Raw genomic sequence first — 20,971 nt, forward strand, 5'->3', positions numbered from 1 at the left:
CACCATAACCCCTAGTCTTTATTTAGAAGCGCGAAAAATTGTAGGAGCAGGTTTGTGATTGCGGTTGGGCAGCCTGGGCATATCGATCAAATCAAGCAGACCAATGCGGGGGCGGTTTATCGGCTAATCGATCAGCTGGGCCCGATTTCGCGTATCGAACTGTCAAAACGCGCGCAGCTGGCGCCCGCCAGCATCACCAAGATCGTGCGCGAACTGCTGGAAGCCCATCTGGTCAAGGAAACCGAGTACCAGGAAATCGGCAGCCGGGGCCGCCCGGCGGTGGGGCTGGTGCTGGACACCGAGGCCTGGCATTACCTGTCCGCCCGTATCAGCCGCGGCAGCATCACGCTGGCGCTGCGCGATCTCAGCAGTAAACTGGTGGTGGAGGAGCAGCTGCCGCTGGCGGCCGAACACCCCGAACCGCTGCTGAAACGCATCCTGACCGAAGTCGACCAATTCTTTATCCGCCACCAAAGCAAGCTGGAGCGGCTGACGGCGATCGCCATTACGCTGCCGGGCATGATCGACGTGCAGTCCGGCGTGGTGCACCGCATGCCGTTTTACGACGTGCTGGAGATGCCGCTCGGCCCGGCGCTGGAAACCCGCACCGGTCTGCCGGTTTACCTGCAGCACGACATCAGCGCCTGGACCATGGCCGAGGCGCTATATGGCGCCTCGCGCGGCAGCCAGAACGTGATTCAGGTGGTGATCGACCACAACGTCGGCGCCGGCGTGATCACCGGCGGCCACGTGCTGCACGCCGGCAGCCACAGCGTGGTGGAGATCGGCCACACCCAGGTCGATCCCTACGGCAAACGCTGCTACTGCGGCAACCACGGCTGTCTCGAAACCGTGGCCAGCATCGAGAACATGCTGGAGATCGCCCAGCAGCGGCTGAGCGGCTCGATGAGCTCCAGCCTGCACGGCGCGCCGCTGACCGTCGAATCGCTGTGCGACGCCGCGCTGGCGGGCGATCAGCTGGCGCGGGACATCATTCTCGGCGTCGGTCACAGCGTGGGGCGCATTCTGGCTATCATGGTCAACCTGTTCAATCCGGAGAAGATCCTGGTGGGCTCGCCGCTCAACCGCGCGGCGGAGATCCTGCACCCGGCCATCGTCTCCTGCATTCGCCAGCAGGCGCTGCCGGCCTACAGCGAGCAGGTCAAGGTCGAATCCACGCAGTTCTTCAATCAGGGCACCATGCCCGGCGCGGCGCTGGTGAAAGAGGCGCTGTACAATGGTTCATTGCTGGTGCAACTGCTGCAAGGCTAACATCAGAACTTCTTATTAATCCTGCAAAAGATTGAGCTACCTCAAGCCCCTACGCGGCAGCATCCCCTAGAATTTTTCCGAAAGACTTCTTCGCCGCCGGTGCGGCGATACATTGTTAACGGGGCATTCTGGGGCATTTTATTCATGTTGAAGCGTTTATTTGTGACAGGCACGGATACCGACGTCGGTAAAACCGTGGTTTCCCGCGGGTTGATGCAGGCGCTGGCCGCCGAAGGCCGCTCGGTGGCCGGCTACAAGCCGATCGCCGCGCGCTGCCAGGAAACCAGCGAGGGCATCCGCAATAAAGACGCTTTGGTATTGCAGGCATCTTCAACCCTGCCGCTGTCCTACGAGGAGATCAACCCCATCACCTGCCTGGATGAGGTGTTTCACGCGCATGCGACCGAGGACATCAACTATGGCGTGATGAGCAGCGGTCTGCGGGATCTGTCCGCCAAAGCCGATACGGTGGTGGTGGAAGGCAGCGGCGGTTGGCGGGTGCTGATGAACGATCTGCGGCCTTACGCCGAGTGGGTGGTGCAGGAACAGCTGCCGGTGGTGCTGGTGGTGGGCATCAAGCTGGGCTGCGTCAGCCACGCGTTGCTGACCGCACAGTCGATTATCAATGACGGCCTGCCGTTGTTGGGCTGGGTCGCCAACCGCATCAATCCGGGGTTGGCGCACTATGCCGAAACCATCGCGGCGCTGCAGCAGCGCATTTCCGCGCCGCTGCTGGGTGAAATTCCGTACCTGCCGCGCGCGGAGCAGCGCGAACTGGCGCACTACCTCGACATTTCCACGCTGCTGTAAGCTCGCTCAGGCGCAAAGCGCCGCCAACAACCGGGCGGCGATCAGCAGGCCCAGCCCATACACCGTGTGGGTGAGCAGGCTGAGCAACCGCGCTCTTCTCGGGTTGGCGGTTTTCGCCGCCGCCACGCCAAAGCCCAGCGCAGGCTGCATCACCAGAAACGGCGCCGCCAGACTCAGCCAGCCGCTCAACAGCGCGACGATCGGCGTCGGCGCTGCGTACCACTCGATGCCCGCCAAGCCGAGCGGGATAAAGGCGAACGCGATGCCGATGGCATAGTGCAATATCCAGCCGATTTTTCTCTCGCCCTGGCGCGGCGGCGCCGTGACGATGGTGGCGTGAAACCAGCGGCCGTCGAACATGCCGAGAAACCAGCGGCCCACCAGCGCGTAATCGAGGGAAGGGATGCCGAAGCGTCGCTTCAGCAGCAACGCCCACAAATCCATGCAGAGGGTGGCGCCGGCGCCGATGAACAGAATGCGCGCTAACATATCGAGGGTCATGCGGGTGTCCTTAACTCAGTAACGTGATAATGTGCGCACAGTGTGCAACTTAAAGTCGACTTCAAGTCAATGGCAAAAGAACTGGATATTGGCGAGGTGGCGCGTTTGAGCGGTATTGCGCCCTCGGCGCTGCGGCATTACGAGAAAAAAGGGCTGATCGCGTCGATAGGCCGCAATGGTTTACGTCGCCAATACGCCGCTGGGGTGCTGGATCAACTGAAGCTGATCGCCCTCGGGCGGCTGGCGGGATTTACGCTGGACGAGATCGCCTCGCTGTTTGACGAGCGGGGACGCATTGCCCTCGATCGCCGGCTGCTGGCGGCGCGGATTGAAGAACTGGATCACACCCTGCGGCGTCTGGGGCAGGTGCGCGCCGGTTTGCAGCACATGGTCGATTGCCCTGAACCGGAACACCTGCAGTGCCCGCAGTTCAGGAAGCTGCTGCAGCAGGGAGAGTTTTAAGCCTCGCGTTTGGGTGGTGGCGCGGTGTGGTATACCGATACCGGCCGCAGGCCGCGCGACACGGTGGTGGCGATCACGCAGGCCAGCAGAATGCCGGGCAGCAGCGCGTATTCGCCGGTCATTTCAAACACCATCAGCGCCGCCATGATCGGCGCATGGGTGGTGGCGGCCAGCAGGGTGGCCATGCCGGTCAGCGCCAGCAGCAGCGGCACCGCCGCATCCATGCCCGGCCACAGGCCGAACAGCTGACCGATGATAGAACCGAGCGCGGCGCCGACGAACAGCGTCGGGGTGAAGACCCCGCCGGGCGCGCCCGACCCGCTGCTGGCGAGGATCGCCAACAGCTTGCATACCAGGATCGCGCCCAGCAGCAACACCCCCGGCGGCGCGATCAGCAGCGCCTGCACCACGCTGTAACCGTTGCCCCACACCTGTGGGAACAGCAGCGAAAGCAGCCCGACGATCAGGCCGCCCAGCGCCAGCTGCAACGGCGGCTTCAACCGCAGCGATCGGAACGCGCGGCCGGTGGCGGTCATCAACCACAAAAACAGCGGCCCGCCGGCGCCGGCCACCACGCCGACCAGCGCCATCAGCAGGTATTGCGTCGGCAGAGGGGCGGCGAGCGGCGTCACCAGGTAGAGCGGCGCCTGGCCGCCGTTGAGCAGGTTGGTCATCAGCAGGGCGCTCACTGCGGCGATCACCACCGGGCCGAGCGAGGCCAGCATCAGGGTGCCGAACAGGATCTCGGCGATAAACAGGCTGCCCGCCAACGGCGCATGATAGGCGCTGGCCATCCCGGCGGCGGCGGCGCAGGCCACCCACAGTTTCCATTCTTTCTCGTGCGTAAAGCGCTGGGCGAAGAGCGATCCCACCAGCGCCGCCAGCAGGATCATCGCGCCTTCACGGCCGATGGCGCTGCCGCTCGACACCACCAGCAGCGACGCCAGACACTTCACCAGACTGGCGCCGGTATCCAGCTTGCCGTTGCCGGTCTCAATCGCTTCCATATAGTCGGTGGGCGCCGCCGGACGCTGGTGACGGTAGCGCTGGTGAATATACAGCAGCAGGCCCGCCGCCAGACCGCCCAGGGCGGGCGTCAGCGCGCGTCGCCAGCCGGGCAGCGCGGCGGCGGCGGCCACCAGGCTGCCGTCGGCATTGCCGAGCAGCAGCCACTCGAGGCCAATCATCGAACGGTGGAACAGCCACACCGCCAGGGCGGCGGCGACGCCGATAAACACGGCGATAAACAGGCTGCGCAGCAGGGCGCGATAGTGGTGCAGGTGGACCAATCTTTTCATGCGTGGGCGGCGTCGTGAGAAAAATCAAAGGGTCATCAGCGCATTGTGCTTGGCGCTCCGGCCGATGACCAGTGAATCTTTAGCAAACTGCGGCATAGGCGGGGCGGCGAGCGCCCCGGCGGGGGTTATTGCGGCGTCAACACCCGGCGCGTGCGGCCGGAACTGAGGTAGTCGGCGATATAATCCTGCGAGATTTCGCCGCTGTAGCGGCCGTCTTCATCGACGATCGGCATCCAGGAGGTGTTGTGTTCGTACAGCTTGGACAGCACTACGCGCAGGTTCTCCTCCGCGCGGGCGGTGACGCGAAAGCGGTGCAGGCTGTCGGCGCACACCCCGGGCGCGCCGCGCGCCTCACGGCGTTTGACGTAGCCCAGCGGTTTGCCGTCGGCGTCCACCACCGTCACCGAGCGGGCGTCGATATCGTCCATCAGCCCGAACGCCTCCACTAGCGGCGTCTCCCGCCGCACCGTCACCGTTTCCTGTTGATCGGCCACGTCGCCGGCCTGCACCAGCAGCAGGCGCTTCAGCGTGCGGTCCTGACCGACAAAGGAGGCGACGAAGTCGTTCGCCGGGCGCGCCAGCAGCTCATCGGCGCTGGCGTTCTGCACGATCTTGCCCTGGCGGAACACCGCGATGCGATCGCCGAGCTTCAGCGCTTCGTCGATGTCGTGGCTGACCAGCATCACGGTCTTTTTTAGCTGGCGCTGCATGTCGAGAAACTCGTTCTGGATGGTTTCGCGGTTGATCGGATCCACCGCGCCGAAAGGTTCATCCATCAGCAGCACCGGCGGATCGGCCGCCAGCGCGCGGATCACGCCGATGCGTTGCTGCTGCCCGCCGGACATCTCTTTCGGGTAGCGGTGCAAAAAGCGCTTGGGATCCAGCGCCACCATGCTCATCAGCTCCTCGGCGCGATCGTGGCAGCGTTTTTTGTCCCAGCCCAGCATGCGCGGCACTTCGGTGATGTTCTCCTCGATGGTCATGTTGGGGAACAGACCGATCTGCTGGATGACGTAGCCGATTTTGCGGCGCAGGCTGACGGTATCCAGCGCGCTGGTGTCTTCACCGTTGATCAGAATGGTGCCGCCGGTGGGTTCGATCAGGCGGTTGATCATCTTCAGCGTGGTGGTTTTGCCGCAGCCGGAAGGGCCGAGCAGCACGCAGATTTCGCCTTCCGGCACGTCCAGATTGATGTTGTCGACGGCGTTGAACGGTGTGCCGTTCTTCTGCATGAACTGTTTGGTCAGATTTTCCAATTTAATCATGAGCGGATCCCCTTGGGCGTGAGCGCAATTTGCAAGCGGTGCAATAACCAATCGAGGACGATCGCCAGCAGGCTGATCATCACGGCGCCGGTAATCAACTGGCGAATGTCGCTGCTGCTGATGCCGTTGAGCAGCAGCAGGCCGAGGCCGCCGGCGCCGATCACCGCGGCGATCGCCATCACGCCGATATTCATCACCACGGCGGTGCGAATGCCGCCGAAAATGACCGGCAGCGCCACCGGGATCTCCACCCAGCGCAGGCGTTGCCAGAACGTCATGCCGATGCCGCGGCCGGCTTCGCGCAGCCCGCCGGGCAGGTTGTCGAGCGCGGTGTGGGTATTGCGTACGATCGGCAGCAGCGAGTAGAGGAACACCGCGGTGATCGCCGGTACGTAGCCAATGCCGTGGCCGATTAAGGAAAACAGCGGGATCATCAGCCCGAACAGGGCGATGGAGGGCACGGTCAGCACCAGCGTGGCCAGGCTCAGCACTGGCGTCGCCAGCCATTTGTGGCGGACGATCAGCACGCCGAGCGGCACGCCGATCAGGATCGCCAGGCCGACGGCGATGCCGACCAGCAGCAGGTGTTCCAGCGTCAATCCGGCGATATAGGCCCAGTTTTGCCAGGCGTAAAGTAAGGTATTCATCATGCCTCCTAAATCAGGCCGCGCTGCTTGAGGAACGCGTCGGCGACCTGTTGCGGCGTCTGGTAGTCGATATCCACCTTGGCGTTAAGCTCGGTGATCACCTGATTGTTGAACTGTTTCGACAGCGTGTTCAGCGCCGCTTCCAGCCCCGGCGTGTTTTGCAACACGTCGGCGCGCACCACCGGCGTGACCGCATAGCTCGGGAAATAGCCTTTGTCGTCTTCCAGCACCTGCAGATCGAAGCCTTTCACCCGGCCGTCGGTGGTGTACACCAGCCCGGCGTCGACGAAGCCGTCGCGGATGGCGTTGTAGACCAGGCCGGGGTCCATCTGGCGGATTTGCGGGCGATCCAGCGGCATGTCGTACAGCGCCTGCATCGGTTTCAGGCCGTCCGAACGGCCGGCGAACTCCAGATCCAGCCCCAGCAGCCAGTTGTGTTTCGGATCGGTTTTACGCACCTGTTCCACTTTGGCCACCAGCTGCGACATCGTGCGGATCTGCTCTTTTTCCGCGCGCCGGCGCTGCATGGCGAAGGCATAGGTGTTGTTCATGTCCGCCGGCTGCAGCCACACCAGGCCGAGTTTGGCGTCGAGCTTTTTCACCGTGTCGTAGGTTTCCTGCGGCGACATGCGCTTATTGATATGGTTAAAGATGATCAGCGAGGTGCCGGTGTATTCCCAGGTCATGTCGATCTGTTTGTTGATCATCGCGTTGCGGGTGATCACCGTAGCCAGATTGGTTTTGGGTTCGACCTGAAAACCTTTGGCCCGCAGGTATTGCACGGTGATCGCCGACAGAATGCGCTGTTCGGTAAAGTTCTTGCTCGCCAGCGTCAGCGGGGCGGCCCAGGCGGCCGCGCCGGTCATCAGCAAGGAGAACAGCAGCGCGTGGCGGAGGGGTTGTAACCATCGAGTCATCGCGTTTCTCCCATCAGGATGCGGTGTGCGGGCTGAGCCGGCGGCCGAGACCGGCCAGCGCCAGATCGAGCAGCAGGGCGATCAGCGCGGTGGCGGCGGCGCCGAGGATCAGCGTCGGGAAGTCGTTCAGGTAGATGCCGGGGAAGATCAGCTCGCCGTAGCTGCTGGCGCCGATCAAAAACGCCAGCGGCGCGGTGCCGACGTTAATCGCCATCGCGATGCGCACCCCGGCGAAGATCACCGGCAGGGCGTTGGGCAGTTCGACCTGGCGCAGCCGCTGTCCGGCGGTCATGCCAATACCGTTGGCGGCCTCGACCAGCGCCGGCGGCACCGAACGCAGGCCGGCATAGGTATTGCGCACGATAGGCAGCAGCGAGGCGAGGAACAACGCCACCACCGCCGGCCGGTCGCCGATGCCGATGATCACCATCGCCAGCGCCAGCACCGCCAGCGGCGGCAGGGTGTTGCCGACGTTAAAGATCTGCATCACGTGCTCCGCCCAGCGGCGGGCGAAAGGGCGGCTCAGCAGGATGCCGCTGGGAATGCCGACCAGCAGCGACAGCAGCATGGAACACACCACCAGGAACATGTGTTGCTGGCCGAGGTAGATCAAATCTTCCCGGCGCGACTTGAGGGTTTCCCAACCGATGCCGTAAACCAGCAGCGCGATGACGGCGATAAACAACAGGCTCCCGAGGAGCAGGCGCCGGTATGGCGCTGACTTGTGCATGATGTTGCGTCCTCCGTTGCGCGGAGCGGCCGATAGGCGGCGCATTCCGCTCTGATTGTTGCCCACGGCCCGGCGGGCGTGGCGGTACAAAACGGGCGTTTCGCATGAGGTTAGCGACATTGAGCGAAGGGTGCGTTCGGCACAGCGTGCTGAACGTAGGCTCAATACGTGAGTTAATCAGCATAAGATACTGATATTTAAACCCGAGAAAGCACGAGGCCCAAAGGCGCCGGCTAGGGAAGGTATAGCACCCTGTCGTTGACCGTGCCAAGTTTTATGAGCAAAATCAGCTGATTGAGTTTGCCCGTATTGGCGCCGCAGCCCGCGTCAGCGCTGGGATGCGCGTAAAGTGAAAAAAAATCGCGGCAAAACGTTACGCCGTAACAGTTAGTCCAAATGGTGCGATTCGCTATCGGCAACGGCGGGATGTGAAGGCGGATAGACTTGGCGCAGGCGCTTGCTGATATACTCAGGGAAAATAAAAACGCCAGGAAGCCTGCATAACGCCATGACAAATAACGTTTCACCCGCACCCATTGCCCATCGCCCGCTGATCCTGATCGCCTGCATGCTGGCGATGTTCATGTCGGCGATCGAAGCCACCATCGTCGCCACCGCCATGCCGACCATCATCGGCGATCTCGGCGGCTTCTCGCTGCTGGGCTGGGTGTTCGCGGTCTATTTGCTGGCGCAGGCGATCACCATTCCCATCTACGGCCGGCTGGCGGATCTCTACGGCCGCAAGCGGGTGTTCTTCTTCGGCACGACGCTGTTCCTGCTGGGATCGGTGCTGTGCGGCTTCGCCCCCGACATGTATTGGCTGATCGGCTTCCGCTTATTGCAGGGATTGGGCGCCGGCGCCATCATGCCGATCGCGTCCACCATCATCGGTGATATCTACAGCGCCACCGAACGGCCGAAGGTGATGGGCTACCTGTCGAGCGTGTGGGGCGTATCGGCGATCATCGGCCCGCTGCTGGGCGCGTTTATCGTGCAACACCTGCCGTGGGCGCTGGTGTTCTGGGTCAACCTGCCGATCGGCCTGTTGGCGATGTTCTTCCTCTGGCGCTATCTGCCGGCGCATCAGCAACTGCGGCGGCACGCGCTGGATCTGGCGGGCACCGCCTGGCTGACGCTGTTCGTTTCGGCGCTGCTGCTGGCGTTGTTGCAGATGGAAAGCCTCGGATGGTGGGTGGCGCCGTTGTTGGCGCTGGCGGCGGCGTCGCTGGCGCTGTTGATACGTCAGGAGCGGCGCGCGGTCGAACCGCTGTTCCCGTTGGCGCTGTGGCAAAGCCGGGTGATCGTCGCCGGCAACATCGGCGGGCTGGTGATTGGCGCGGCGATGATGGGCATCAGCGCCTTTCTGCCGACCTTCATTCAGGGCGTGATGGGGGGCTCACCGCTGGAGGCGGGCACCACGCTGGCGCTGATGTCGATTGGTTGGCCGTTGGCCAGCACGCTGAGCGGCCGTTTGATGCTGATGACTTCGTATCGCGCCACGGCGCTGCTGGGCGCACTGCTGTTGGTGGCAGGCGGCCTGATCCTGCTGATGTTGCAGCCGAACGGCGGTCTGCTGTGGGGCCGGGTGGCGGCGTTTATGGTCGGCGCCGGCATGGGATTGTGCAACACGACGTTTTTAGTGTCGGTGCAGAACGCGGCGCATTACAGCATTCGCGGCATTGCCACCGCCTGTACGGTGTTTACCCGCATGGTGGGTTCGGCCATCGGCACCGCGATTTTGGGCGCCACGCTGAACCTCAACCTGCAGTGGCGTTTGCCGGAAATTGACGATCCGGTGCAGCGTCTGATGGAGCCGGCGGTGCGCCAGAGCATGGGGAGCGAGGCGCTGGCGCAGCTTATCCAGCAGGTGGCGGCTTCGCTGCATTGGGTATTCCTGGTGTCGGCGTTGGTGTCGTTGCTGGCGCTGGCGGCGGCGATGCTGATCCCGGCGCGTTGTCGGCCGCAAGGCGAAGAGGAAGAGGCGGAGCAGGCGTAAAGGAAAATGAAAAGGAAAGGGCGCGGCTGTTGCGCGCCCTGGGTAGCCGATGCGGCTTACTGCGCGTTGGAGGTGTCCTGGCTGGTGCCGGTCTGCGCCGCGTCACCACTATCGTCGCCATTGTTCAGGCGGGTATAAACGATCTTCTGGGTGTCGTTTTCGCAGTGGCCGACCACCTGGCCGCCCGCTTGATCGGCCTGATCGTTAGGCACGATCTCCAGTTTGAAGCCGGACTCCGGAACGCCGTTATTGACGATTTTTTGCGAAATGTCCGCTTTCACGCTTTCACAGGAGGCCAGGGCCGCCAATGGGGCGCCGGCCAGCAATACAGCGGTTAATATCAGCGTTTTCTTCATCACGTCATCCTTTTAGACAATGAACTTCCTGTAACAGGATAGCAGCAACGGCGGCCGGGTTTCACGCATGCCCGCCCGCCGCAGGCGGATTAAGGATTAATCCGACGCCCGGTCTGGCGATCCAGGCATTTACGGGTGTCCGGTTCCCAGTAGGCGTTGACGTTGTTGCTGTCGTTGCAGCGGTCTTCGTCATCCGCCGCGCGATCGGCCTTGTCGAACTCTTTCTCGACGCGGGTGTTGACCTTGTGGCGCAGGGATTTGGTATCATTCCACTGCTCTTTGCTTTGGCGCGCTTCTTCGGTACTCATCGCGCCGCTGCCTTTGCCATCGACGGTGACGCAGGTGCTGCCCTGCGTGCAGGTGGCGGCCAGCGCCGGCGCCTGCCAGGCGCCCATGACGGCCAGCATGGCGACCGGCAGCATCCCGCGCAGCAGTCGTTGGGTCGAAAATGTTTTCATCGTTTCATCCTTATGAGTGAGTGCGCCTGATGATGGCGGCACTGGCGTTACCTCGCCCGCAGGCGTGGTGATAAATATACCACCGCGCTCCTGGAATTCACCAGCCAAGCGCCGATTCGTTTACTTTATCGAGAGAAAACTGCGACCGATGTTAAAAACTACGCTGTTGTTTTTCGCCACCGCCCTGGCTGAAATTATCGGCTGTTTCCTGCCTTACCTGTGGCTCAAGAAGCAGGGCGGCGCCTGGCTGCTGCTGCCGGCGGCATTGAGCCTGATGCTGTTTGTCTGGCTATTGACGCTGCATCCGGCTGCCAGCGGGCGGGTCTATGCGGCCTACGGCGGTGTGTATGTGGCGACCGCGCTGCTGTGGCTGCGGGTGGTGGACGGGGTCAAGCTGTCTGCGCTGGATTGGATCGGCGCCGGCGTGGCGCTGGCGGGCATGCTGATTATCGTTTCCGGCTGGCGCGCGGCCTGAGGAAACGCGGCGGGAGTCGCCTCCCGCCGTCGCGGCTCAGGCGCCGCGGTGGATGTTCAGCCCGGCGAAGGACTGGCTGACCGGCATCATTTCCAGCGTGTTGATGTTGACGCGCGCCGGCAACGTCGCGACCCAGAACACCGACTCGGCAATGTCTTCCGGCGTCAGCGCATCGGCGCCTTCGTAGGTTTTGTTGACCTTGCCGTCATCGCCCTTGAATCGCACGTTGGAGAATTCGGTGCCGCCCACCAGGCCCGGCTCGATATCGGTCACGCGAATGCGCGTGCCGTGCAGATCGGCGCGCAGGCCCAGGCTGAACTGTTTGACGAATGCCTTGGTGGCGCCGTACACGTTGCCGCCGGCGTAAGGCCAGTTGGCGGCGGTGGAGCCGATGTTGATCACATGGCCGACGTTGCGCTCGACCATGGCCGGCAACAGCGCGCGGGTCATGTTCACCAGCCCCTTGGCGTTGGTGTCGATCATGGTTTCCCAGTCATCGGCGTTGGCCTTGTGCGCCGGCTCCAGCCCCAACGCCAGCCCGGCGTTGTTCACCAGCACGTCAATCTGACGCAGCTCGGCCGGCAGTGCCTCGATCGCCTGTTGAATGGCGGCGCGGTTGCGCACGTCGAGCCGCACGATGTGCAGCGCTTCGCCCAGTTCTTCTTGTAGCTCTTCGAGACGCTCAAGGCGGCGCCCGGCGGCGATCACCTGGTGGCCTTCACGGATAAAACGGCGCGCAATAGCCTCACCGAAACCGGAGGTGGCGCCGGTAACAAAAATAATCATGTTGCTGTTCCTCAACTGTTTTTACCCTACATGCCTCTATCATTAGCACAAACCCGCAGGCAGTGGCAGCGGTTATCACGGCGGAAAGCAAAAAAGGTCACACCGGGCCGGCGGCCCGATGCTGATTAGCGCTGAGGCGGCAGGTGGTAGACCACGGCGTCATACTTGATGCGCTCGCAACGGCCGGCCAGCACGCCGCCCAGCGACTCGACGAGGCGGCGGCTGGCGGTATTCTGCTCGGCCACCGGGTAGAGAAAGTGCGGCGGCTGAAAGCGCTCGCTGGCCCAGCGCGCGATGCCCTGCACGATTTCGCGGCCGTAGCCCTGACCATGCAGGCTCTCTTTTACCCAGATGCCCAGCTCCGGGGTGTGGCTGCGCAAATTATGCGCGCCGCCGACCCCGACGAACTGCCGGTCTTCGCGCCGACGGGCGACGAAGATCACTTCTTCACCTTCGCGCATCAACGGCAGCCAGCCTTGCCAGACGTTGGCGAAATCCTCCGGCGACGCCTCCGGTTCAAAGGTCATAAAGCGCGTCAGAGTGGGGGTGATCGCCTGGTAAACATCGTCGGCGTCTGCTGCGGTAAAGGGGGCAATCAACAAACGGTCGGTGTCAACGCGGCACTGAGAAAGGTCATTGTGATTCATCTTATTCCCTCGCTTTTCAGGCCATAACGGCAAAAAATCCGCGCCGGTAAATCGGGGCGGATCGTTGATATTACGCGCATTGGCGGCAGAAGCGACTTCTTTTTCGCCGCTGCGGCGGCGCGGAGGAACGGCTTTATGTGACGTCGTCACGTTGAGGGGAAAGACGGCGGGCACGGTTAACCGCGCCCGCCGCGGAGGGTCAGAACTTCACCGAACCTTGCAGATAGATCGTGCGCGGCTGGCCGATGTACAGACCTTTGTTGTTGTCGTCATAGGCGCGGGTGAAATACGCGTGGTTGAACAGATTTTTCACGCCAACGCCCAGATTCAGACCGGCCATTTCCGGGCCGAAATCATAGGCGGCGCGCACGCCCCACAGCATATAGCCGGGAATGCGGCCGGTGCTGCCGTCGGCGCTTTCCGCCACGGTGTTGGCGTTGTCGGCGAACTGGCTGGACTGGAACTCGCCGTTAAGATTAAACGCCCAGTTGCCCGGCGTGTAGTCCAACCCCAGGGTGCCTTTATGCTTCGGCGAGAACGGCACCTGGTTGCCCTTGTAGCCGCCGTCTTCGCGGATGGTGGCGTTGACGTAGGCGTAGCTGGCGTAGGCGGTCAGGTCGTCCAGTTTCGGCGTCAGCTGCGACAGATCGTAACGCAGGCTGCCTTCCAGCCCGGTGTGGCGGGTTTTGCCGCGCGCGGTCACGCTGTCGGTCACCTGGTTGGAGTCGTACTGGTTGTTGAAGTTGATCAGGAACAGCCCGATCTCGCCGGTCAGCGCATCGCCGGCGTAGCGGGTGCCCAGCTCCCAGGTGCGCGCCTTCTCCGGTTCAATCTTGCCGCTGTCGACCGCTTTGCCCATCTGGCTGTATTGCACGGTGCCGAAGGAGCCTTCGGTGTTGGCGTACAGGTTCCAGTATTCGTTCAGGTGATACATCACGTTCAACGCCGGCAGCGGCGCGTTATAGCTGACGTCGAGGCGGTTGTTCTTGATGTAGTTGTTCTGATACGACTTGATGTACTCGTAGCGCATGCCCGGCGTGAGGGTCCAGTCGCCGATGTCGATGCGATCGTCGATATAGAAGGCGTGCGCCTCGGTGCCGGACTGGGTGTCGCGATCGTATGGGCTGGCGGTGGACGGCAGCCTGCCGGTGCTGGCTTTGCTGGTGTAGCGCAGTTCGTGGGTGGATTCGCTGACGTAGCGGTAGCCGACGCCGACCTCATGCGCCGAATCGCCCCAGCGGAAGCTCTGGCTGTAGCGCGGTTCCACGCCGCGCACCCAGTATTCGCGCGGCGACAGCGTCAGGTTTTTACCCTGATCCAGATAGCCGCTGCGCAGGGTATAGGTGTAGAAGCTCTGCACGTCGAACTTGTGCTGCCGATCCGGCTGATACTGGTAGCCGAAGTTCGCCAACTGGCGGCGGCCCCAGAACTTGTCGTACGGGCGCGTCGACTGGAACGGGTTGGCGTTGTAGTCCGCCCGGCTCAGGCCGCCCGGCATCTCCGCTTCGCCTTCGTAGTATTGCAGCAGGCTGTTGAAGGTGTGCACCTCGTTCGGCGCGTAACGGCTTTTCAGCATCACGTCGTCGATTTTGGTCGCACTGTGCTCGCGCCAGTCGCTGCCGCGGGTGCCGGAGTAGAGCAGCGCCGCGCCGAGGCCGTTGTCGGCGGTGCCGCCGATCATCAGGTTGCCGGTGCCTTTCGGGTGATCCTGGCGCGAGGTCGGGCTGAGCTGCCCCTGCATGCCGGCCTCCATGCCGAAGGTTTTCGGGATGGCGCGGGTGACGAAGTTAACCACGCCGCCGACGCTCTGTGGCCCGTAGCGCACCGCGCCGCCGCCGCGCACCACGTCGATCGCATCCATATTGCCGAGCGAGATTGGCGCCAGCGACAGCTGCGGCTGGCCGTAAGGGGCGAAGGGTACCGGGATGCCGTCCATCAACACGGTGGAGCGGCTGGCGAGGCGCGGGTTGAGGCCGCGAATGCCGAAGTTCAGCGCCATGTCATGGCTGCCGGTGCCGTTGTTCTCCGGCGCCACCACGCCCGGCACGCGGTTCAACGCTTCGCGCACGGTGGTGGTGCCGGTTTTGACGAACTCTTCGCGGCGCACGACGTCGCGCGCGCCGGGGTGTTCGAACACGTCGATCTGGCGGCCTTCCGCCAGCCAGTCGCCGACCACGGTGATGTCCTCTTCCTTCTGCGGCTGCGGCAGTTTGGCCAGCGTGTAGCCGTTATTGCCGAGCGCTTTAGCCTGCAGGCCGCTGCCGGCCAGCAGGGCGTTGAGGCCGTCATCGACGCCGTAGCTGCCGCTCAGGCCCGGCGAACGTTTGCCTGCGGTCAACGCGCCGTCCACCGAGAGCGCGATGCCGGCGCGAGCGGCGAAAGCGTTCAGCGCGCCGTCCAGCTCACCGGCCGGAATGTGATAGGTGGCAGCGGCGCTGGCGGCGCTCGCCGTCAGCGGTGCGGCGAAGACCAGGCCAATGGCCACGGTCAGCGGCGTGGCCCGTTTTCCCCAAAGCGAAGCCGGAGCGACCTTTCCCCAAACGTTGTTCATACCTTCTCCTGAATCATTTTTTATTTATTGCTGCAGTGTTTTCCTGGGAGTCGGATGAGCAAAGCAAAAGGGATAATCAAGAATGCGATTTTTTATCATTTTCATTTAAAAAATTCAGGCGGGGACGATTTGCAGCCAATAGCGGGTAAAGCTCTGCAGGCGAACCGGCAGCGTCTGGCTGAGCAGGGCGAGGGCGCGATCGATATCGTTGAGCGGGAAACTGCCGCTGACGCGCAGGCCGGCAACGGCCGGATCGCAACTCAGATGGCCGCGCCGGTAGCGCGCCAGTTCGGCGATCACCCGGTCCAGCCGCCACTGGCTGACGCTCAGCACGCCGCGCAGCCAGCCGTCCTCCTGCACGGCGGGGTGTTTGTCGCCGAAGGCCGTCGCGCTGAAGCTGATCTGTTCACCGGCGTTCACCCGGCGCTGTTGTTGCGCGTTTTGCGCCAGCTGCGCCTCGACCGCATGCTCCAGCACTGTCAGGCGCGTTTCGCCGTCGCTCTCGCGCACCAAAAAACGGGTGCCGAGCGCGCGCATCGCCCCCTGCGGGCTTTGCACCCACAGCGGCCGGGGATCGCGTCCGGTAACCAGGCTGATTTCCCCGGCGTGCAGGCGGATCAGCCGTTGACGATCGTCGTAATGCACGTCCACCGCGCTGGCGGTGTTCAGCACCAGTTGGGTGCCGTCGCTTAACACAATGGGTTTGATTTCACCGGTGGCGGTGCGGTAGTCGGCGCGCAGCTCCCGGCCGAGCGGCGACTGGTAAAGGAGGCCGCCGCCGCCCACGCCGAGCAACAGCAGCAGGCTTTTCAGCAGGGTGCGGCGATCGATCGCGGATTGGCGGCCGGCGCGATCGAGCGCGCGATAGCTGAATTTGCCCGGCACGCCCTGCAGCTGGCTCTGCAACGCTTCGACGCGCTGCCAGGCCCAGCGGTGATCGTCATGCTGCTGGTGCCAGGCTTGCCACTGTTGGCGCTGGCGTTCGGTGACGCGCTCGTCGCACAGCAGGGCATACCAGTGTGCGGCCATTTTCAGCGCCTGGCGCTGCTCGGGGGTGATGGCGTTGCTCATGAATAAACGTCGTTTTCGAGGCTGAACAGCAGGCAATGCTCGGTGGCTTTGGCCATGTATTTTTTAACCGAGCTGACCGAAACGCCGAGGCGCGCGGCGATGTCCGCATAGCCCAGGCCTTCGAGCTGCGACAACAGAAAGGCCTGTTTTACCTTCGGCCCCAGGCCGTCGAGCATGGCGTCGATCTGCTGCAGGCTGTCCAGCAGGCTCTGGCGCTGCTCCGGCGACGGGGCGTAGCCTTCCGGGATCAGCGCCAGCATCTCCAGATAGGCGCGCTCCAGCGTTCTGCGGCGGAACAGATCGACCATCACCCGCTTGGCGACAGTGACCAGAAAATCTTTCGGCTCGCGCAGGGTCGCCGCGGCGTCGCCTTTCAGCAGGCGCATAAAGGTGTCCTGCGCCACATCGTCCGCATCGAACGCGCAGCCCAAGCGCCGGCGCAGCCATCCCTGCAACCAGGCGTGATGGGTGGCGTAGAGGCGCGACAGCGCGGCGTGCGGGGCAGAAGCGGTGGCGGACATGATTTTCGCATTGCTGGTCAAAAAGATGCGCGGATGATAATTGAGAATAGTTATCGTTTCAAGTTTGGTTGTTGTCCTCAGGCCGAGATTCAACCCCCAGGCGCGGTGTTGAAAATAAGCCGTGCGCCGTGAAGATATTCGCTTGCCCATTCAAGGTGCAGCGGCGCGGTGTTATTTTGGCAGGCAAACGGTTGCTATTGATCTGCCGGCGAAGAGCGACGTTTGCTTTATTCTTTTTTGCCGGTCAACTCCCCTTGGTTAATTAATATCACTTTGTTTTTTTAAGTGGTAATTTATTTTACGCCGTCAGCTGGCACGCGGCTTGCTATGCTTAAGCCGGTCTTGGCGTTTGGGCGACAAAGGCATTGTTTCATCGGCGCAGGTTATTACGCGGGTGAGGTGGGCCGGTCGCGACAAGGAAGAAAATAATGGCACTGCAATTCACCACGGCTATTCGTGGCAATTTTTTTGATATCTCAGCCTGTGTGGAGGCGCCGCAACAGCTTGAGGAACGCTTGCGGCATATTCCCGACGGTTTACTGCTGCTGAACGACGGTGTCATCGTCTGGTTCGGCAGCTGGCGGCAGGGCGAGGCGCTGCTGCCGCCGGGTTTCACGGTCACGGAGTATCGCGACAAACTGATCGTGCCGGGGTTTATCGACACCCACATCCACTATCCGCAAACCGAAATGATTGGCGCCTATGGCGATCAACTGCTGGACTGGTTAAACAATTACACCTTCCCGACCGAAAGCCGTTACGACTGTGGGCAGCACGCCGACGCGATGTCGGCCTTCTTTCTGCGGGAGTTGCTGAGTAACGGCACTACCACCGCGCTGGTGTTCGGCACCGTGCATCCGCGGTCGGTCGATGCGCTGTTCAGCCAGGCGGCAGCGCTGAACATGCGCCTGATCGCCGGCAAGGTGATGATGGATCGCCATGCGCCGGAGGCGCTGCTGGAAACGCCGGCGCAGAGTTACCGCCAGACGCGCGAACTGATCGAACGTTGGCACGGCAAAGGCCGCCTCGGTTACGCCATTACGCCGCGCTTTGCGCCCACCAGTACGCCGGCGCTGCTGGCGCAGGTGCAGCGGCTGCGTGAAGAATATCCCGACGTTTGGCTTCAGACGCACCTGAGCGAGAATTCGCAGGAAGTGGCCTGGGTAAAAGCGCTGTTCCCGCAGAGCCAAAGCTATCTGGACGTTTACCACCGCTACGGCATGACCGGCGATAAAAGCGTGTTCGCCCACTGCCTGCATCTGGAGGAGCAGGAGTGGGACTGCCTGTGCGAGACCCGCTCGGCAATCGCCTTTTGCCCCACCTCCAATCTGTTTCTCGGCAGCGGGCTGTTTGACCTGCAGCAGGCCTGGCGCAAGCGGGTGAGGCTCGGCATCGGCACCGATGTGGGGGCCGGCACCACCTTCAATATGCTGCGCACGCTGGGTGAGGCGTACAAGGTCGGCCAGCTGCAGCATTACCGGCTCTCCGCCGTAGAAGCGTTCTACCACGCCACCCTGGGCGGCGCCCGCGCGCTGTCGCTGGACGACAAAATCGGCAACTTCAACGTCGGCAAAGAGGCGGATTTCGTGGTGCTCGATCCGGCGGTCACGCCGCTGCAGCAGTTGCGCTACGCCAACAGCGCCACGTCTGCGGAGCAAGGGTTCGTACTGATGACCCTGGGAGACGATCGTAACATTTATCGCACCTATGTGAATGGTAAGGTGGTTTATGAGGCGTCGCGCTGACGCAGCCGCGCCTGCAGCCAAATGCTGAGCGGCGCGACGGCGACGGCGCTCAGCGCACACAGCCATAACAGACGTTGCAAACTGAGCGGGGTGAGGCCGCCGCTCAGCAGCGTGGAGGAGAGCAAGAAGGCCACCGTGGCGCTCAGGTGTATCAGGGCGGTTTGCAGCATGCCGAAGGCGGCGCGTTGCCGATTGTCCGGCCAGCGCATGCTCAGGGAAGAGATCGCCACCAGCCGCGCATAGGCCGCCGCGAGAAACGCGACCATGAACAGTTCACCGCGATCGCCACCGCGCGCCGCCAGCCACAGGCTGCCCAGCAGCAACAGCGTGGCGCCCACCGTCAGCGTCACGGCGCCAACGCGTTGCAGCCAGCGGCCCGCCAGCACGGTCGCCAGATAGCCGGCCACGCCGCCGATGAGAAACAGCCAGGACAAATGCGCGTCTGCCACCTGTAGCCGCTGGGTGAGCAGCGGCGCCAGCACCGGGATCAGCAGCATCGGGCTGAACTGTGTCAGGCCGGCGGCGGAGGCGAACAGCAACAGCCGGCGATCGAGCGTGACGGGCGCGGCAGCCTGTGGCTGCGGCGCATCCTTGGGAACAAACAGCGCCACCAATACGGCCGCCAGCAGACACAGCCCGCCGATAGCCGCCAGCGCGGCGCGCCAGCTTGCCACTTCGCACAGGTACAGCATGCCCGGCATGCCGACAATGCTTACCAACGAAAAGGACGCGATCACTGTCGCCAGCATTCGGCCGTGCAGCGCGGCAGGCGCGGCGTTGAGCAGCAGGCCGATCCCGACGCCCATCGTAGTGCCGCCCAACAGCCCGGCCAGCAGCCGCAGCGCCAACAACCAGTAAAACTGCTGGGTTGTGGCGATCAATAAGGTGGTCACGCCCAGCAGCGTGACGTTGAGCATCAGAAAGCGCCGTTTCTCAACGCCGCCGATCCAGAAAAATGCGCCGATGCCGGAAATCACCGCCGCCAGCGTATAGGCCGCGCTGACATAGCCGGCGAAGCTGACGGGCACGGAAAAATCGCCGGCCATGTAGATGAATATCGGGTTGAATACCATGTATTCCAGGGCATTGGTGAACTGAATAAAGGCGATGACCAGCGCTATCGCCGTCAGCTTTCTCGCGGGTGTCATAAGCATCCATGGGTTGCAGAGTCAGGCCGGCAGTGTAGCGCTTGGCGTTGATCGGGATTAGATGGTAGAAATGGCATGGTTTGTTATCAAATCAGGGATAATCATGCGCGATAAATTGGATTTAAACCTGTTACGCATTTTCGTGGCGGTGGTGGAGCAAGGCAGCTTCGTCGGGGCGGCGCGGGCGCTTGCGATGCCAACCTCCAACGTCAGCCGCTATATCTCTCAGTTGGAGCGCCAGCTTGGGCAGCGGTTGATCGAACGCAGCACCCGCTCGATGCGGCTGACGCCGAACGGCCAGTTGCTGCATGAACGCACCCAGCCGCTGCTGGCGTCGCTGGAACACACCGCGCAAACCCTCAGCGAGCGGCAGCAACAGCTGCGCGGGCCGCTGCGCCTGTGCGTGCCCAATGAAGTTGGGCCATACCTGTTGGGCGAGCCGCTGGCGGCGTTCGCCCTGCAGCATCCGCAGATCGAAATCAGCTGCGTAACCAACCTGGCGGGTATGACGTCGCTGCTTGACGATGTCGATCTGGCGGTGATGATCAGCCGGGGCATGCTGGACGACAGCGACTATGTCGCGCAGCCGCTGGCGTCTTTCCCCTGCATCGTGGTGGCCGCCCCGGCGCTGCTGGCGCAGTGGTCGCCGTCGTCGGAGATTGAACAATTCACGCAATTGCCCTGCATCAGCACGGTGGATGCGCTGAAGGGCATGCCGTGGCAGTTCGTCCGCCCGGACGGCAAGTTCGTTACCGTCCCGGTCAATGCGCGCTATCGTGTCAATAGCGGGGAGATGGCGCTGAAGGCGGCCTTGGCCGGCGTGGGGTTCGCCATGCTCTCCGAGCTCGGCTGCCGGCCGTTTCTGGCCGATGGCCGTTTGGTTGAGGTGCCGCTGGCACTGCCGCCGGCGCCGCTGCAGCTGTATGCCGTTTACCCCGGTCGCCGCTATCTGCCGGCCAAAACGCGCGCGCTGCTGACCTTTCTGATACAGCAGGTCGGCGAGGCGGCTCACGTCTAATCACTTGTTTTTGCTCAAACTGCCAACTGCCCTAAGCTAGGAGGTGACTCAGAGGGAGCCATTCCCCGAGACCTTATTCCGTGGACATGGAGGCGTTTCGATTTGATGCGTTTATCCACATTGCTGCTCGATCCGGCGGTCACGCCGCTGCCTATTACATATGGCGAGAGATAGAATGAATAGCGTTATTTGATTAGGAGGCTCTTTATTGGTTTTTTATCGATATGCATAGTGATATACGGCTATGTGGCTGGGTAAGTGCGTAAAAAACATTGCATTTATTCGGAACGCCCGATA

General features: G+C 62.8%; 21 protein-coding genes. 7 read left to right on the plus strand and 14 right to left on the minus strand.

Annotated elements, in window-relative coordinates:
• Positions 1-54: 54 nt before the first annotated feature.
• Both mlc and bioD read left to right on the plus strand, forming a co-directional pair.
• A complete protein-coding gene (gene mlc / locus ACP39K_RS00240; protein WP_016927865.1) occupies positions 55-1,272 on the plus strand; it encodes a sugar metabolism global transcriptional regulator Mlc in 1,218 nt (405 codons plus the stop codon).
• A 144-nt stretch (positions 1,273-1,416) separates the two neighbouring features.
• A complete protein-coding gene (gene bioD, locus ACP39K_RS00245) occupies positions 1,417-2,082 on the plus strand; it encodes a dethiobiotin synthase (protein ID WP_033640451.1) in 666 nt (221 codons plus the stop codon).
• Between the two features lie 6 nt (positions 2,083-2,088).
• Here bioD and ACP39K_RS00250 read toward each other — a convergent pair whose 3' ends face one another.
• Positions 2,089-2,583 (minus strand): DUF2938 family protein, encoded by a 495-nt coding sequence (locus ACP39K_RS00250; RefSeq protein ID WP_089184564.1) that lies wholly within the window; start codon positions 2,581-2,583, stop codon positions 2,089-2,091.
• Between the two features lie 69 nt (positions 2,584-2,652).
• Between ACP39K_RS00250 and ACP39K_RS00255 the strand changes: the two genes are divergently transcribed.
• Positions 2,653-3,045 carry a helix-turn-helix domain-containing protein gene (locus ACP39K_RS00255; RefSeq protein WP_089184565.1) on the plus strand — a complete coding sequence of 131 codons (393 nt, stop codon included), beginning with the start codon at positions 2,653-2,655 and terminating at the stop codon, positions 3,043-3,045.
• Here the strand turns inward: ACP39K_RS00255 and clcB are convergent.
• The 5 genes from clcB to ACP39K_RS00280 form a co-directional block, all read right to left on the minus strand.
• Positions 3,042-4,343 carry a voltage-gated ClC-type chloride channel ClcB gene (clcB, locus tag ACP39K_RS00260; RefSeq protein ID WP_016927862.1) on the minus strand — a complete coding sequence of 434 codons (1,302 nt, stop codon included), beginning with the start codon at positions 4,341-4,343 and terminating at the stop codon, positions 3,042-3,044. The genes ACP39K_RS00255 and clcB overlap by 4 nt on opposite strands.
• Before the next feature lie 125 nt (positions 4,344-4,468).
• Positions 4,469-5,608, minus strand: coding sequence for an osmoprotectant ABC transporter ATP-binding protein OsmV (gene osmV, locus ACP39K_RS00265; protein ID WP_497008205.1), 1,140 nt, complete (start codon positions 5,606-5,608; stop codon positions 4,469-4,471).
• Entirely contained in the window at positions 5,605-6,255 is a 651-nt protein-coding gene (gene osmW, locus ACP39K_RS00270) for an osmoprotectant ABC transporter permease OsmW (protein ID WP_004938544.1), read from the minus strand. The genes osmV and osmW overlap by 4 nt, the downstream gene beginning before the upstream one ends.
• An 8-nt stretch (positions 6,256-6,263) precedes the next feature.
• Positions 6,264-7,121, minus strand: a complete 858-nt coding sequence (locus ACP39K_RS00275; protein WP_227944616.1) for a glycine betaine ABC transporter substrate-binding protein — start codon at positions 7,119-7,121, stop codon at positions 6,264-6,266.
• Positions 7,122-7,185: 64 nt separating this feature from the next.
• The gene (locus ACP39K_RS00280; RefSeq protein WP_004938551.1) at positions 7,186-7,902 is read right to left on the minus strand and encodes an ABC transporter permease; all 717 of its coding nucleotides are present in this window, start codon (positions 7,900-7,902) and stop codon (positions 7,186-7,188) included.
• 508 nt (positions 7,903-8,410) lie between these two features.
• Here ACP39K_RS00280 and ACP39K_RS00285 point away from each other — a divergent pair.
• Entirely contained in the window at positions 8,411-9,898 is a 1,488-nt protein-coding gene (locus ACP39K_RS00285) for an MDR family MFS transporter (RefSeq protein ID WP_497008206.1), read from the plus strand.
• Between the two features lie 56 nt (positions 9,899-9,954).
• Here the strand turns inward: ACP39K_RS00285 and ACP39K_RS00290 are convergent, their stop codons facing one another.
• On the minus strand, positions 9,955-10,254 hold the full coding sequence (locus ACP39K_RS00290; protein ID WP_004938557.1) for a DUF1161 domain-containing protein: 300 nt from the start codon (positions 10,252-10,254) through the stop codon (positions 9,955-9,957).
• An 89-nt stretch (positions 10,255-10,343) separates the two neighbouring features.
• On the minus strand, positions 10,344-10,712 hold the full coding sequence (locus ACP39K_RS00295; protein WP_004938560.1) for a DUF1283 family protein: 369 nt from the start codon (positions 10,710-10,712) through the stop codon (positions 10,344-10,346).
• Between the two features lie 148 nt (positions 10,713-10,860).
• Here ACP39K_RS00295 and ACP39K_RS00300 point away from each other — a divergent pair, with 148 nt between their 5' ends.
• The gene (locus tag ACP39K_RS00300) at positions 10,861-11,187 is read left to right on the plus strand and encodes a YnfA family protein (protein WP_048796260.1); all 327 of its coding nucleotides are present in this window, start codon (positions 10,861-10,863) and stop codon (positions 11,185-11,187) included.
• A gap of 36 nt (positions 11,188-11,223) precedes the next feature.
• Here ACP39K_RS00300 and ydfG read toward each other — a convergent pair whose 3' ends face one another.
• From ydfG to fecI, 5 genes are all read right to left on the minus strand, one after another.
• The gene (ydfG, locus tag ACP39K_RS00305) at positions 11,224-11,973 is read right to left on the minus strand and encodes a bifunctional NADP-dependent 3-hydroxy acid dehydrogenase/3-hydroxypropionate dehydrogenase YdfG (RefSeq protein ID WP_033640443.1); all 750 of its coding nucleotides are present in this window, start codon (positions 11,971-11,973) and stop codon (positions 11,224-11,226) included.
• Between the two features lie 125 nt (positions 11,974-12,098).
• The gene (locus ACP39K_RS00310; RefSeq protein WP_004938571.1) at positions 12,099-12,620 is read right to left on the minus strand and encodes a GNAT family N-acetyltransferase; all 522 of its coding nucleotides are present in this window, start codon (positions 12,618-12,620) and stop codon (positions 12,099-12,101) included.
• A gap of 199 nt (positions 12,621-12,819) precedes the next feature.
• Positions 12,820-15,171, minus strand: a complete 2,352-nt coding sequence (fecA, locus tag ACP39K_RS00315) for a TonB-dependent Fe(3+) dicitrate receptor FecA (RefSeq protein ID WP_497008207.1) — start codon at positions 15,169-15,171, stop codon at positions 12,820-12,822.
• A gap of 114 nt (positions 15,172-15,285) precedes the next feature.
• Positions 15,286-16,242 (minus strand): ferric citrate uptake sigma factor regulator FecR, encoded by a 957-nt coding sequence (gene fecR, locus ACP39K_RS00320; protein ID WP_161544678.1) that lies wholly within the window; start codon positions 16,240-16,242, stop codon positions 15,286-15,288.
• On the minus strand, positions 16,239-16,763 hold the full coding sequence (gene fecI / locus ACP39K_RS00325) for a ferric citrate uptake sigma factor FecI (RefSeq protein WP_033640439.1): 525 nt from the start codon (positions 16,761-16,763) through the stop codon (positions 16,239-16,241). Before fecI ends, fecR begins: the two co-directional genes overlap by 4 nt.
• Before the next feature lie 428 nt (positions 16,764-17,191).
• On the opposite strand from fecI, the gene guaD reads away from it, so the two are divergent.
• Positions 17,192-18,508: a guanine deaminase gene (gene guaD / locus ACP39K_RS00330; RefSeq protein WP_197788535.1), complete on the plus strand. Its 1,317-nt coding sequence runs from the start codon at positions 17,192-17,194 to the stop codon at positions 18,506-18,508.
• Here guaD and ACP39K_RS00335 read toward each other — a convergent pair.
• Positions 18,490-19,656 carry an MFS transporter gene (locus ACP39K_RS00335; RefSeq protein ID WP_089184570.1) on the minus strand — a complete coding sequence of 389 codons (1,167 nt, stop codon included), beginning with the start codon at positions 19,654-19,656 and terminating at the stop codon, positions 18,490-18,492. The two genes, guaD and ACP39K_RS00335, sit on opposite strands and share 19 nt — an antisense overlap.
• A 103-nt stretch (positions 19,657-19,759) precedes the next feature.
• Between ACP39K_RS00335 and ACP39K_RS00340 the strand changes: the two genes are divergently transcribed.
• Positions 19,760-20,674: a LysR family transcriptional regulator gene (locus ACP39K_RS00340; protein WP_089184571.1), complete on the plus strand. Its 915-nt coding sequence runs from the start codon at positions 19,760-19,762 to the stop codon at positions 20,672-20,674.
• Positions 20,675-20,971 lie beyond the last annotated feature (297 nt).

This window comes from Serratia sp. EC4 (genome assembly GCF_059652115.1).

What these genes read in the sequence shown, in the direction of transcription:
- bioD (WP_033640451.1), top strand. Translation starts at nt 1,417, where the DNA reads ATGTTGAAGCGTTTATTTGTGACAGGCACGGATACCGACGTCGGTAAA.
- ACP39K_RS00250 (WP_089184564.1), bottom strand. Translation starts at nt 2,583, where the DNA reads ATGACCCTCGATATGTTAGCGCGCATTCTGTTCATCGGCGCCGGCGCC.
- ACP39K_RS00255 (WP_089184565.1), top strand. Translation starts at nt 2,653, where the DNA reads ATGGCAAAAGAACTGGATATTGGCGAGGTGGCGCGTTTGAGCGGTATT.
- clcB (WP_016927862.1), bottom strand. Translation starts at nt 4,343, where the DNA reads ATGAAAAGATTGGTCCACCTGCACCACTATCGCGCCCTGCTGCGCAGC.
- osmV (WP_497008205.1), bottom strand. Translation starts at nt 5,608, where the DNA reads ATGATTAAATTGGAAAATCTGACCAAACAGTTCATGCAGAAGAACGGC.
- osmW (WP_004938544.1), bottom strand. Translation starts at nt 6,255, where the DNA reads ATGAATACCTTACTTTACGCCTGGCAAAACTGGGCCTATATCGCCGGA.
- ACP39K_RS00275 (WP_227944616.1), bottom strand. Translation starts at nt 7,121, where the DNA reads ATGACCGGCGCGGCCGCCTGGGCCGCCCCGCTGACGCTGGCGAGCAAG.
- ACP39K_RS00280 (WP_004938551.1), bottom strand. Translation starts at nt 7,902, where the DNA reads ATGCACAAGTCAGCGCCATACCGGCGCCTGCTCCTCGGGAGCCTGTTG.
- ACP39K_RS00285 (WP_497008206.1), top strand. Translation starts at nt 8,411, where the DNA reads ATGACAAATAACGTTTCACCCGCACCCATTGCCCATCGCCCGCTGATC.
- ACP39K_RS00290 (WP_004938557.1), bottom strand. Translation starts at nt 10,254, where the DNA reads ATGAAGAAAACGCTGATATTAACCGCTGTATTGCTGGCCGGCGCCCCA.
- ACP39K_RS00295 (WP_004938560.1), bottom strand. Translation starts at nt 10,712, where the DNA reads ATGAAAACATTTTCGACCCAACGACTGCTGCGCGGGATGCTGCCGGTC.
- ACP39K_RS00300 (WP_048796260.1), top strand. Translation starts at nt 10,861, where the DNA reads ATGTTAAAAACTACGCTGTTGTTTTTCGCCACCGCCCTGGCTGAAATT.
- ydfG (WP_033640443.1), bottom strand. Translation starts at nt 11,973, where the DNA reads ATGATTATTTTTGTTACCGGCGCCACCTCCGGTTTCGGTGAGGCTATT.
- ACP39K_RS00310 (WP_004938571.1), bottom strand. Translation starts at nt 12,620, where the DNA reads ATGAATCACAATGACCTTTCTCAGTGCCGCGTTGACACCGACCGTTTG.
- fecA (WP_497008207.1), bottom strand. Translation starts at nt 15,171, where the DNA reads ATGAACAACGTTTGGGGAAAGGTCGCTCCGGCTTCGCTTTGGGGAAAA.
- fecR (WP_161544678.1), bottom strand. Translation starts at nt 16,242, where the DNA reads ATGAGCAACGCCATCACCCCCGAGCAGCGCCAGGCGCTGAAAATGGCC.
- fecI (WP_033640439.1), bottom strand. Translation starts at nt 16,763, where the DNA reads ATGTCCGCCACCGCTTCTGCCCCGCACGCCGCGCTGTCGCGCCTCTAC.
- guaD (WP_197788535.1), top strand. Translation starts at nt 17,192, where the DNA reads ATGGCACTGCAATTCACCACGGCTATTCGTGGCAATTTTTTTGATATC.
- ACP39K_RS00335 (WP_089184570.1), bottom strand. Translation starts at nt 19,656, where the DNA reads ATGACACCCGCGAGAAAGCTGACGGCGATAGCGCTGGTCATCGCCTTT.
- ACP39K_RS00340 (WP_089184571.1), top strand. Translation starts at nt 19,760, where the DNA reads ATGCGCGATAAATTGGATTTAAACCTGTTACGCATTTTCGTGGCGGTG.